The sequence below is a fragment of the Clostridium grantii DSM 8605 genome, from assembly GCF_900129965.1.
Classification (GTDB): Bacteria; Bacillota; Clostridia; order Clostridiales; family Clostridiaceae; genus Clostridium_AF; species Clostridium_AF grantii.
The window spans coordinates 175,575-187,930 of the sequence record NZ_FQXM01000003.1 but is presented as its reverse complement, the minus strand read 5'-3'; the positions used below and the strand labels follow the sequence as shown (position 1 = coordinate 187,930).

General features: G+C 26.9%; 11 protein-coding genes. 10 read left to right on the top strand and 1 reads right to left on the bottom strand.

Annotation, left to right across the window (positions count from 1 at the left end):
• Positions 1-78 precede the first annotated feature (78 nt).
• The gene (locus BUB83_RS02895) at positions 79-417 is read right to left on the bottom strand and encodes a hypothetical protein (RefSeq protein ID WP_073336847.1); all 339 of its coding nucleotides are present in this window, start codon (positions 415-417) and stop codon (positions 79-81) included.
• A 391-nt stretch (positions 418-808) separates the two neighbouring features.
• Between BUB83_RS02895 and BUB83_RS02890 the strand changes: the two genes are divergently transcribed.
• The 10 genes from BUB83_RS02890 (at position 809) to BUB83_RS02845 (ending at position 12,342) form a co-directional block, all read left to right on the top strand.
• Positions 809-2,050: a transglutaminase domain-containing protein gene (locus tag BUB83_RS02890; RefSeq protein WP_073336845.1), complete on the top strand. Its 1,242-nt coding sequence runs from the start codon at positions 809-811 to the stop codon at positions 2,048-2,050.
• A 252-nt stretch (positions 2,051-2,302) separates the two neighbouring features.
• Positions 2,303-3,979 (top strand): S41 family peptidase, encoded by a 1,677-nt coding sequence (locus BUB83_RS02885; RefSeq protein WP_073336843.1) that lies wholly within the window; start codon positions 2,303-2,305, stop codon positions 3,977-3,979.
• Between the two features lie 163 nt (positions 3,980-4,142).
• Positions 4,143-5,039: a glucose-1-phosphate thymidylyltransferase RfbA gene (gene rfbA / locus BUB83_RS02880; protein WP_073336841.1), complete on the top strand. Its 897-nt coding sequence runs from the start codon at positions 4,143-4,145 to the stop codon at positions 5,037-5,039.
• A 12-nt stretch (positions 5,040-5,051) separates the two neighbouring features.
• Entirely contained in the window at positions 5,052-5,933 is an 882-nt protein-coding gene (gene rfbD, locus BUB83_RS02875) for a dTDP-4-dehydrorhamnose reductase (RefSeq protein WP_073336839.1), read from the top strand.
• A gap of 10 nt (positions 5,934-5,943) precedes the next feature.
• Positions 5,944-6,996, top strand: a complete 1,053-nt coding sequence (rfbB, locus tag BUB83_RS02870; RefSeq protein WP_073336837.1) for a dTDP-glucose 4,6-dehydratase — start codon at positions 5,944-5,946, stop codon at positions 6,994-6,996.
• A 43-nt stretch (positions 6,997-7,039) separates the two neighbouring features.
• Complete coding sequence (gene rfbC, locus BUB83_RS02865) at positions 7,040-7,582, top strand: dTDP-4-dehydrorhamnose 3,5-epimerase (protein ID WP_073336835.1); 543 nt, start codon at positions 7,040-7,042, stop codon at positions 7,580-7,582.
• A 30-nt stretch (positions 7,583-7,612) separates the two neighbouring features.
• Positions 7,613-8,611: a glycosyltransferase family 2 protein gene (locus BUB83_RS02860; protein WP_073336833.1), complete on the top strand. Its 999-nt coding sequence runs from the start codon at positions 7,613-7,615 to the stop codon at positions 8,609-8,611.
• Positions 8,612-8,958: 347 nt separating this feature from the next.
• Complete coding sequence (locus BUB83_RS02855; protein WP_143160461.1) at positions 8,959-10,029, top strand: oligosaccharide repeat unit polymerase; 1,071 nt, start codon at positions 8,959-8,961, stop codon at positions 10,027-10,029.
• Between the two features lie 28 nt (positions 10,030-10,057).
• Positions 10,058-11,545 (top strand): flippase, encoded by a 1,488-nt coding sequence (locus BUB83_RS02850; protein WP_073336829.1) that lies wholly within the window; start codon positions 10,058-10,060, stop codon positions 11,543-11,545.
• Between the two features lie 74 nt (positions 11,546-11,619).
• Positions 11,620-12,342 (top strand): CDP-alcohol phosphatidyltransferase family protein, encoded by a 723-nt coding sequence (locus BUB83_RS02845; RefSeq protein WP_073336827.1) that lies wholly within the window; start codon positions 11,620-11,622, stop codon positions 12,340-12,342.
• The last annotated feature ends 14 nt before the right edge of the window (positions 12,343-12,356 follow it).

Below are 12,356 nucleotides of genomic sequence, written 5' to 3'. Positions count from 1 at the left end.
GGCGTAGTTTAATAATTTAAAGCCTTCAGGTATTCTTGAATCTATATTAGAAGCATGTATATCCGGAGCGTATAGTACTCATTTGTTTCTATACATAGATAATAGTATCCATCTGTTAATTTTCTTAAAAATAATTGATTTAATTTGAATTGTTTGGTATTGTGAGTTAATACCAGCTTTGAAAATTGGCTGAGTCATTTTTGCTATCGGAATATAATTATCAGGAAAATCAATATATGGCTGTAGTTTTAGTTTACCATATAGTTGTATACTGCCAATATCAGATATTTCTAAGTTTAAAGGAATATCTTTTTTTGCTTTGAAGTTATCTAATATATTTAGCTTGATTGCTATACTATTTTTAGAATCAAAGGCATTTGTATGAGTAAGAAAATTTGAGGATTTGTATTTTTGCATTAATCGTGGATCTGATTTAATTGAAGTTGAATTTGTTGAACTTACACTAAGGTATACTTTTTTTTGATTGATTTCTTGGTAATAGAAAATACTTTTTTCTTCAATATTTTTCTTAGATAAGCAACATATGCCGAATAAAAAAAGATTTTCATATATTAAATAAAGGCTTAAGAATAATTAGCTTAGAATTTTTGAGTATTTTTTTTAATTATTTTTATTATAATTTTAAAAATAGAAATGAAAAACATAATTAAACTAGAAATAAACAAAACTTGATGGTATAATAAATTTAACCAATCACAATAAGTTGAATAAAAATTTAAATTAAATTATAAAATATATATAAAACACCATTTATTCAAATAGAAAAATTGAGGAGATGAAGTGGATTATGAAAAATAATAATAGGCTAAGAAAAACGTTTATAGTGTTAGGTTTATTGATAAGTTTGAGTTTTTCAATAGCAAATGCTTATGTAATGAATGGATGGGTTAAAGAAAATCAAGCTTGGAAATATTATAATAATGGGGTAATGAAAACAAATTTATGGGTGCAAGATTCAGTAAAAAATTGGTATTATATAGGAAGTAATGGAGTTATGAAGTCTAATGAATGGTTGCTGGATTCAGGAAAGAATTGGTACTACTTAAGCTCTAGTGGAATAATGAAAACAGGATGGCTTTATACTGGTGGCAAATGGTATTATTTAAATACTTCTGGAGCAATGGCATCAAGTAAATGGGTGGCCTCAGGAGGAAAATACTATTATTTAAACAAATCCGGAGATATGGCGGTTAATATAATTACGCCAGATGGATATAAAGTAGGGGTAGATGGAGCGTGGGATAATAAGCCAGCTACAAAAACTAGTGAAACCACAGTATTAAATTCTGGTAATACTATAATTACAAATAAAGAAGAGTTTAAAAATTTGATAAAAAATAGCTTAAAAAATTATGAAACAGTAGTAGAATTCCAAGGACTTTATTCAAGTAAAAACCAAATAACGGATTTAAGTGTAATAAATGATGTTATTTATACCGACCCAACATTAGGTGGAGGGTGGTACAAAGGCGCAAAGATTTCATACTCTACTAAATATATAAATGGAACTATTTCCAGCACGATTAATTGTGTACTTACAATAACTTATGCTAAAACTAAGGAAGAAATGGTTGCAATAGAAACACAAGTAAAAAACAAAGCAAATGAAATACTTAAAAATATAATCACTGAAGGAATGAGCGACTATGAAAAAGAAATTGCTATCCATGATTATATAGTATCAAATACATGTTATGATTATCAAAATTATGTAAATAACACATTGTCATATGATGCACACACTGATTATGGAGTACTAATAAAGGGACAAGCTGTATGCGATGGTTATGCAATAGCAGCTTATAGATTATTGAATTTAGCTGGTATAGAATGTAGTTATGTTGTAGGATATGCGGGTGGAGTACCACATGCATGGAATAAAGTTAAAATCGATGGTAAATATTATTATTTAGATATAACATGGGATGATCCTGTAACATCTAATGGAACTAATATATTAACATACAATTATTTTAATTTAAGTGAAAGTGAAATTTTAAAAGATCATGTAATAATTTATGGAAGATAAAAACAACAATAAAAAACAGTTTACCTAATTGTAAAATAAGGTATTAACGAAAAACCCTGTAGCTAAATTCTATAGGGTTTTTCATTTTATAAAAACAGTGGATTTTGCAAAAAAAAGAAATAATTCAATAAAAAATTTTAAGTTAATTGTAAAAAGTTGTATTTGCATGGTATAATTGAAATGCTATTATTTTGAATAATAGCATTTTTGCAAATTATATAACTTAGGTCATTTAAAGCAAGGGAGATAACTATGAAATTTAAAAATAAGTTTAATATTTTTATTAGTGTATTAACTTTGGTGTGTTTACTTAATACCACAATAATAAATGCTGTAACATATGAAAATTTATCAAGTGAAAATAATATATTAGCGGCAGAGGAAGTAGTGAGTAATAAGCCAGATGAGGTTTTAGAAGAAGTTAAAACTTTAGTAAAAAAATATTTTGTGCATGAATATTCAGAAGAAGATTTTAAAGTTTCTACTGTTGATGAATTAATAAAAAATTTAAATGACCCTTACACTTCATATTTTACAAAACAAGAGTATGATGAATTTATAAATAGCTTAGATAATAAATTTTGTGGTGTGGGAATAAATGTTGAGATGGCAGATGAAGGAGTATTAGTTATTTCTGTTATTGAAGGCTCTTCAGCAGAAGAAATTGGAATTGAATCAGGGGATATAATTATAAAAGCAGATGATTTTGAGTTATCTAATATTGCTATTGAAGAAGCTATTACAAAAATTCGAGGAGAAGAAGGAACAAGCGTACATCTATATGTAAAAAGAGGAAGTGAGATTTTTGAGTTTGATGCTATAAGAAAAGTTTTAAGAAACTCTACTGTAACTTCAAAAATATTCAATGATAATATTGGATATATTGGAATAACAACCTTTGGTGACGAAACAGAAAAAGATTTTATAAGTTCCATGAATAATTTACAGGATAATAATATTGAAAAACTTATTGTTGATTTGAGATATAATCCTGGTGGATGGATGGATTCTGCTACAGATATTGCAGGATATTTTGTAGGATATAAAAATGTTTTAAATATAGAGGATAAAGATAAACAAGTGTACAAAATTTATAGTAAAAAATATGATAAAATTTTTGATAAACCAGTAATATTTTTAATTAATGAATACTCAGCTAGTTCATCTGAAATTCTTTCTGCTGCAGTTAAAGATTATGGTAAAGCTTTCTTTATAGGAAAAACAACTTATGGTAAAGGAGTAGCACAAAGTTTATTCTCATTATCCAATGGTGGTTTTTTAAAGCTTACCACATTGAAATTTTATTCTCCAATGGGTAATATAATTCAAGATATTGGAGTTAAAGAAAATTTTACAGTTGATAATAAAATAGATTCTTTATATGTGGCTATACTTTTAAATGAAGAATCCAAAGAAAACTTGACAGATAAAAGCGGGTATGTAAAGATTAAGATTGATGGAAAATTGTTTTACATAAACTTAAATGAAGCAAGAAAAAAAGAGAATTGGGAAGCTTATAAGTATATAATCGAAAAAACTAATAGGGATGATATTTATATAGGTAAAAAAGATTTATGGGTGAAAAGTGATGAAAATTTCAAATTGGATGCAATTTGTTTTTATCCAGAGGCAGTTCAATTGAAAACTATTGAAAAGGCTACCGAAGACAAAGAATTCACTATTAATTTTAGTAAAAAAGTTAAAGTAAGCACAGCTAATAAAGAAACCATAAAATTATTAGATATTTCTACAGGGCAAGAAGTTAAGTATGATTTCATCAGCACAAATAATCAGGATTCTATAAAATTAAGACTTCAAGAAGAATTAAAGAAAGGAAAATCTTATTACTTGATTGTTGATAAGGAAATACAAAGTAGTGATGCGGAAAATTTGGATGAAACATCTTTGACAAAGCTCACTGTAAAGTAGTACAAAGAAAATTTTACAAAAAATTAATGTTTTTTACTAATTTTAATTTTAGCTAAAACATGATATAATTTTAATGATATTTTTTAGGGTATTAAAGTAGAATGTGTTGAATAACATAGGTTTATGAAAATTAAAAACAAATGGGTTGATAGGAGATGGATTTATGAAGGGTATAATTTTAGCAGGAGGGTCAGGAACAAGGCTTTATCCTATAACAAAATCGGTATCAAAGCAGATATTGCCTATATATGATAAACCAATGGTTTATTATCCTATGTCTGTATTAATGTTAGCGGGAATTAAAGAAATACTAATTATATCTACACCAAGAGATATAAACTTTTTCAAAGATTTGTTTAATGATGGAAGTAATTTGGGATTAAGTATAGAGTATGCTATTCAAGAACAGCCTAGAGGATTAGCAGATGCTTTTATAGTTGGAGAAAAATTTATTGGTAATGATAAAGTAGCTTTAGTACTTGGAGATAATATATTCCATGGATATGGATTTACAGAAAGACTTGAAAGAGCTGTGTCAAGAGAAGAAGGGGCTACAATTTTCGGATATCATGTAAGTGATCCAACTTCTTTTGGAGTAGTAGAATTTGATGATAAATACAATGTTCTGTCTATTGAAGAAAAACCACAGATACCAAAATCAAATTACGCAGTACCAGGATTATATTTTTATGATAATGATGTAGTAGAAATAGCTAAAAATGTAAAACCTTCAGCAAGAGGCGAAATAGAAATTACAGCTGTAAATAACGAATATTTAAAAAGAGGGGATTTAAAAGTAGAACTCTTTGGAAGAGGTATGGCTTGGTTAGATACAGGTACACACAAAGGCCTATTAGAAGCAGCAAATTTTGTTGAAGCAATTCAAACAAGACAAGGGCTTTATGTTGCTTGCTTAGAAGAAATTGCTTATAGAAAAGGGTATATTAATAAAGATAACTTAATTGAACTTGCGCAGCCATTATTGAAAACTGAATATGGTGAATATTTAATGAATATTGCAGAGGATAAAAAACTTGCAAAGAAAATTGCAGGAAAATAAAGGGGTTAGATTATGAAAATAGTTATAACAGGCGCTAAAGGACAATTAGGGACTCAGTTAATTAATATAATAAAAGCTGGAAAATCAGAAATTGGTAGTATTGATGAAAGATACAAAGATTCAGAAATTGTTGGTATAGATATAGAAGATTTGGATATTTCAAATTTAGACGATGTTGTGGATTTTATTAATAAAGAGAAACCAGATATAATAATAAACCCTGCAGCTTATACAAATGTTGATGCTTGTGAGAGCAATGAAGATTTAGCTTATAAGGTTAACTCTTTAGGAGCTAGAAATTTAGCTATTGCTGCTGAAAATTTAGGAATAAAGTTAGTTCATGTATCTACAGATTATGTTTTTGAAGGAAATGGGGTAAAACCTTATAAAGAATATGATATGCCAGGACCAGTAGGGGTTTATGGAAAAACAAAATATTTAGGTGAATCATTTATAAGAGAGTTTTGTTCAAAACATTTTATTGTTAGAACAGCTTGGTTATATGGATATTATGGTAATAACTTTGTTAAAACCATAATGAAAGCAGCTAAGGAAAGACAAGAACTTCAAGTAGTTGATGACCAAAGAGGAAACCCAACTAATGCAGAAGATCTTGCTCATCATATTTTAAAAATTGCCTTAACCCAAGAATATGGAGTTTACCATTGCACTGGTGAAGGAGAATGTAGTTGGTATGATTTTGCTTCCAAGATTGTGGAGCTTTCAAATATAGAATGTATAGTATCACCTTGTGATTCAGAACAATACAAAAGAGCAGCTAAAAGACCAGCTTATTCTTCATTAGATAATATGATGTTAAGATGTACTGTTGGTAATGAAATGAGAGAGTGGGAAGAAGCTTTAAAAGAATTTATACAAAAGGTTAAACTATAGGAGGATAAAGATGAAAACATACTTAGTAACAGGTGGAGCAGGTTTTATAGGGTCTAATTTTGTTTTGTATATGCTTAAGAAATATGATGATATAAAAATAATAAATGTTGATAAATTAACTTATGCAGGTAACTTAGAAAATTTAAAAGAAATAGAAAATGATGAAAGATATGAATTTGTTCAAGCTGATATTTGCGACAAAGAGAATATACAAAGTATTTTCAATAAAAATGAAGTTGATTATGTTGTTCATTTTGCAGCAGAATCACATGTGGATAGAAGTATTAAAGAACCAGAAATTTTTGTTAAAACAAATGTACTGGGAACGGTTAATCTTTTAAATATTGCTAAAGAAGCTTGGGAAAATGAAGATGGATTTAAGGAAGGTAAAAAATTCTTACATGTATCTACGGATGAAGTATATGGTTCTTTGGGAGAAACAGGTTTCTTCATGGAAACTACACCAATTGATGCCCATAGTCCTTATTCTGCAAGTAAAGCAGGTTCTGATTTAATGGTAAAAGCTTATGCAGATACATATAAAATGCCAGTGAATATAACTAGATGCTCAAATAATTATGGCCCATATCAATTTCCAGAAAAATTGATACCATTGATAATTAATAATTGTTTGAAACATAACGATTTACCTATTTATGGGGATGGATTAAATATTAGAGATTGGTTATATGTAGAGGATCATTGCAAAGCTATTGATATGGTTATTTCAAATGGAAGACTTGGTGAAGTATACAATGTTGGTGGACATAATGAAAGAACAAATATTCATATTGTAAAAACTATAATTGAATATATAAATGAAAATGTGGATAATGAAGTTTCAGAAACATTGATGAAGTTTGTAGAAGATAGAAAAGGTCATGATAAAAGATATGGAATTGACCCTACAAAGATAAAAGAAGAGTTAGGTTGGTATCCTGAAACTCCATATGAGGAAGGTATTAAACTAACTATCAAATGGTATTTAGAAAATAAAGAATGGCTTGAAAATGTGACTAGCGGAGATTATAAAAATTATTATTCAAAAATGTATAATAAATAGATAAATAAATATAAAAAGTTTATAGATAGAGAGGAAGATTAATTTGGGTAATTTTAAATTTATTGAAAGTCCTATAAAAGGAGTTTTTGTTATAGAACCATCTTTGTTTGGAGACAGCAGAGGCTATTTTATGGAAACTTACAATTATAATGACTTTAAAGCGGCAGGACTAGATATGGTTTTTGTTCAAGATAATCAATCTATGTCCACTAAAGGAGTTCTTAGAGGACTTCATTTTCAAAAGAATCATCCTCAAGGTAAATTAGTTAGAGTTATTAAAGGAGAAGTATTTGACGTTGCTGTTGATATTAGAAAAGGATCTGAGACTTATGGGAAATGGTATGGGGTTCTTTTAAGTGATGAAAATAAGAAACAGTTTTATATTCCAGAAGGATTTGCACATGGATTTTTAGTTTTATCAGAGGAAGCAGAATTTTGTTACAAATGTACTGATTTTTATCAACCGGGAGATGAAGGTGGATTATTATGGAATGACCCCAATATAGGGATTCAATGGCCACTTGAAGGTATAGGTGAAATATTATTATCAGAAAAAGATAAAAAATGGGATTTGCTAAGTAAATAAAAACACTGGAATTTGGAAGGTATTGATAAGATGAATGATTTTGTTTCTATAGCGATTGTTAATTACAATAATAAGGATTATCTTCAAAGGTGTATCAATTCAATATTAAATCAAAGTTATAAAAACTTTGAAATTATATTTATAGATAATTGTTCTGTAGATGGTTCTTTTGAGTATGTTTCAAATTTATTTAAGCAAGAAAATATTAAGGTTATAAAACCAGATACTAATTTAGGATATGCAGGAGGGGCTAATCTAGGAATAGATTTGTCCTCAGGCAACTATGTAATGATAATGAATCCTGATGTGATTTTAGATAAAGATTTTGTAAAAGAATGTTGCAATTTAATGGAATCAGACTCAGAAATTGCAGCTATAAATGGTAAGTTATTAAAATATGATTTTGAAAAAGATGTTAAATTAAATATCTTTGATAGTACAGGAATATGTGTAGAAAGAAGCCGAAGAGCTTATGATAGAGGTCAAAATCAAGAAGATGTGGGTCAGTATGAAAAAACTGAATTGATTTTTGGAGTATGTGGGGCAGCAGCTTTTTATAGAAAAAGTGCTTTAGAAGATATAAAAATTGAAAAAGAATATTTTGATGAAGATTTTTTTGCATACAAAGAAGATATAGACCTTTCTTGGAGATTAAATTTATATGGATATAAAAATATATACTATCCTAAAGCACTTGCTTATCATGGCAGAGCATTAGGGGGATCCAGGGGTGGAATAAAAAATTATTTAAACAATAGAAAATCTCAATCAAAGTTTTTAAGAGGCATTTCTTTTAGAAATCATTATTTAATGCTATTAAAGAATGAAACTCACAAGAGCTTTGGTACCGATAAGTTTAAAATCTTAAAAAGATTTTTTGTGTTTTTAGGATATTCACTGATTTTTGAAAGATTTAATTTTAAATATTTAGTGGAAATTTATAAACTTAAAGGGAAAATACTACACAAAAAATCATTATTCATGAATAATGAGAAAATTAAAGAAATAAATATTGATGTTTTTAATTAAAGTTAACTTTTATTGAGATATAAATAAACAATAGTTATTTTATAAAAAGCAATCAAAGAGTGGAGGTAAGTTTTATTTTTATATTATTAATTTCATTAATCATAATCTACATTTTACTTTGGATAAGAGAAATAGTTGTAAAAAAGAATTTTTTGGGTATCGGGACCATTATTTTTGGCGGGTTAATTTTAAATATAATTTTATATTTGTTTAAATGGTCAGATTTTTTAATAAATGAAGATATAGATTCTAGTACATATCTAATATTTATTTATATAAATATTGCCTTTATAATCTGTATGCTTTTTTCAGAAAAATTCAAGAATTTAAATATAAGAAAGATTATTATGAGAGAAAGATATCTTAAAATTTTCAAAAAGAAAATAAATATTTGCCATATTATTAACGGAGTTTATATACTTTTATTGTTAGTTGAAAATTACATTGGTAGTAAAAATATTTTTCCTTATATATTTGGAATAGACATTCATGCTTATTCAGCACCTATTATATCTTTTTTTACTAGAAGTTTATTTGTTATTTTCGTATATAACTATTTAGGATATGATAACTTTAAGAAAAAAATATTTATAATATACCCATTAATAGATGTAATGATTTTAATGGTTGGCCGTGGAGCAAGGATGGAAGTATTCATTGCATATTTTGAAATTTTGATTTTCTTTTTCATGTATAATGCCAATAAAATTAAAGAAGATTATTTTATAATAGCAAAAGCCATTTCTATAAGTTTAGTAATTCTTTTTATTGGTGTATCAATGGGTAATTTTAGAGTTCATAATCAAACAAAAGGAATGGTATTAATTGAAGAAACATCCAGTGAGGATGATGAAGAAGTAGAACAGGACTATAGCGTTGGTTATAAAGACATGATTCAATACTCTGGTCCATTGAAGGAATCAAGTATTTTGCCATGGTATTATGGATATTTCCCTATGAGTTTTGCTAATTTAAACTTATCAATAAAAGATATAAAAGAAAATAATGTTCAAACTTATGGAATATATACTGCACGACCAATTTTGGTAGGGTTATTTGAACTTGATAATTTAGTTCATAACTATAAAGATATGGAATATGCTCAGCAATTTAAGAAATACTATACACCAGCGGCAACAGTTACTACAGGATTCACAGAATTTTATTTAGATTTTGGGAATTTTGCCTTTATAAGTATAATGGTATATGCTTTTGTTTTGCTGTATTTCTATAACGGGTTAAGAAAAAATCCATATTTTCTAGTGTTTTATTCATTCTTTGTTGGTCAATGGTTTTTTATGTCTTTCCAAAACACTATGATAAAAGTAATAACTATTTATGGATTGATATTTTTGTTTATTATTTATAAATTTTTAACAGTGCACGAAAATTATAATAATAGAATAGACAAAGCTTAAATTTTAATGAAGAAATTAGGAGTTAATTATGGGAAATGATTCAAAAAATTCGCTACGGTTTTTACTTAAGAATACATCCTTGGTTTTTGTAATGAAAATCTTTGGTATGGGATTAGCCTTTGTTTTTCAAATGCTTATGGGAAGACTACTTGGTCCAAATTACTATGGTGAATATACTATATATATCACCATAGTAAACATTTTTTGCTTATTTACTGTTTTGGGTACAGACAATAGTTTGATTAGAACTATTCCGCGTATAAGCAGTGATGATAGGTTGAAATTCACATTACTAAAAAAAATACTCAGTATGGTTTTTGTCAATTCCATTTTTATATCAATATTGATGATGATTTTTAAGAAAGAATTATGCAGTTTCTTTAATGTATCAGATGAAAGATATATTATAGTAACTTTTCTAATTCTAATACTTGTATCATTATCAAAAGTAATAGATGGATTTTTGCAAGGAGAGAAGAAAACTATTATTTCAACTTTCTTTAACACTGCGCTAATTAACTTATTTAGAATAATTTTCTTTTTTGCTTTTTATATGCTTAATGGAAAGAATATAATAAGTGCATTATTAGCATATTTGGTAACAGAATTTATACTTTTAGTACTTAGAATTTTGTATATTCGAAAGTATAAACTTAATCAGAATTTCACAAAAGAAACTATTTATGATAAACAGGAATATTTTCATTTTATAAAATATTCTATATCATTATTTATTATTATGGGTATAGATATTGTTATGAGAAGTATCGATAAAATAATGATTAAAGCATACATTGGATATGAGCAAGTTGGTATTTATAAAGCGGCAGAAAATTATTTAGGACTTGTTGCAGTGTTTATAACACCATTTGTTGTTTTTTGGCCAATGATATCAGATATGTATAAGGAAAAGCAAATAAAGAAAATAAATGAAATGTTCAGTATTATAATAAAAATTGTATCTTTATTATCCTTGCCGGTAATAATATTTATGATTGTTTTTTCAAAAGACTTACTAGGCTTTTTTGGAGAAGCTTACGTTTACGGATATCCAGTTTTGTTTTTATTATTAATAGGAAATGTTTTTGATGCTTTGGCAGGGCCAGTGGGAGCATTACTAAATATGACAGAGTATGCAAAATACAATTTGATAAATATGGTTTTGTTATTAGTAATGAATGTAATATTAAATTTCTTACTAATACCTAAATATGGAGTTAATGGAGCAGCAATAGCAACTAGTATTTCACTGGTTACAATAAATAGTGTTAATATTATTCAGAATAAAATTTTGTTAAATGTTTTCCCATATAAAAAAGACACTTTCTTTTTTCTAGCATTTAGTGTTATAATATATTTTGTGGACAAGAAGCTATATAATACAATTGATGTAAATATTTTCATTAAAATGATTATTTTTATAATAATTAATTATGTTATTATGATCACATTATATGTAGGTATACTAAGACCAAATCTGAGAGAAATGTATAATACTGTGAAACGAAAAAAATAAATCTACTCATATCAAATTATTATAAAAGATATAAAATTTGGGACAAACTGATATAAAAGTTAGGGGTAATATTTATGAAGTATAAAGAAATAAGAAAAAATTATCAGAATTATAGTTATATTGACACTGCCTTAGTGGATCCGTACGTTGCATCTATATCACCACTTTTTACAAAATTATTTATTAAATATAATATAATACCTAATTATGTTACAGTTTTGATGATTATCTCTGGAATTTTAGGGGCTATATTATTTTCATTTCCTAGTAACATATTAAAAGGATTAGGAATTATGTTTATTCATTTGTGGTATATACTTGATTGCTCTGATGGAGAAGTAGCAAGAATAACGAAAAAGTTTTCAAAATTTGGGAAAGAAATTGATCATATGGCTCATATTATAAACCATCCTTTATATAATCTATCTTTTGCTTATTCAATGATATGCATAAATAGGTTTAATTCAGTAATGATTTTATTCCTTTTTATGGGAGTTATAAGTATTGAAATGATTAATAGATATCTTGAAAGTTTTTATATAATATATACTTTACGTTTAGGAAATGATGTAGATAAGTCAAAAAAAGATAGCTTGAAAAAAAGAATATGTTTATATATTGCTAATATCTTTGTGCTATATCCTAATTTTGCTTTGATTTTTCCTATAATATATTTAATTGATGCTAATTTAAATACAAATGTATCAATTTACTACTTAGTGATTCAGGTATTTGTAGCAGGAGTAGTTGTTTTACGAAATTTTGTTAAGCGTTTATTTATTATTGTAAACTTATAAAAATACTATAAGTT

What these genes read in the sequence shown, in the direction of transcription:
- BUB83_RS02885 (WP_073336843.1), top strand. Translation starts at nt 2,303, where the DNA reads ATGAAATTTAAAAATAAGTTTAATATTTTTATTAGTGTATTAACTTTG.
- BUB83_RS02890 (WP_073336845.1), top strand. Translation starts at nt 809, where the DNA reads ATGAAAAATAATAATAGGCTAAGAAAAACGTTTATAGTGTTAGGTTTA.
- BUB83_RS02895 (WP_073336847.1), bottom strand. Translation starts at nt 417, where the DNA reads ATGCAAAAATACAAATCCTCAAATTTTCTTACTCATACAAATGCCTTT.
- rfbD (WP_073336839.1), top strand. Translation starts at nt 5,052, where the DNA reads ATGAAAATAGTTATAACAGGCGCTAAAGGACAATTAGGGACTCAGTTA.
- BUB83_RS02860 (WP_073336833.1), top strand. Translation starts at nt 7,613, where the DNA reads ATGAATGATTTTGTTTCTATAGCGATTGTTAATTACAATAATAAGGAT.
- rfbB (WP_073336837.1), top strand. Translation starts at nt 5,944, where the DNA reads ATGAAAACATACTTAGTAACAGGTGGAGCAGGTTTTATAGGGTCTAAT.
- rfbA (WP_073336841.1), top strand. Translation starts at nt 4,143, where the DNA reads ATGAAGGGTATAATTTTAGCAGGAGGGTCAGGAACAAGGCTTTATCCT.
- BUB83_RS02850 (WP_073336829.1), top strand. Translation starts at nt 10,058, where the DNA reads ATGGGAAATGATTCAAAAAATTCGCTACGGTTTTTACTTAAGAATACA.
- BUB83_RS02855 (WP_143160461.1), top strand. Translation starts at nt 8,959, where the DNA reads ATGAGAGAAAGATATCTTAAAATTTTCAAAAAGAAAATAAATATTTGC.
- BUB83_RS02845 (WP_073336827.1), top strand. Translation starts at nt 11,620, where the DNA reads ATGAAGTATAAAGAAATAAGAAAAAATTATCAGAATTATAGTTATATT.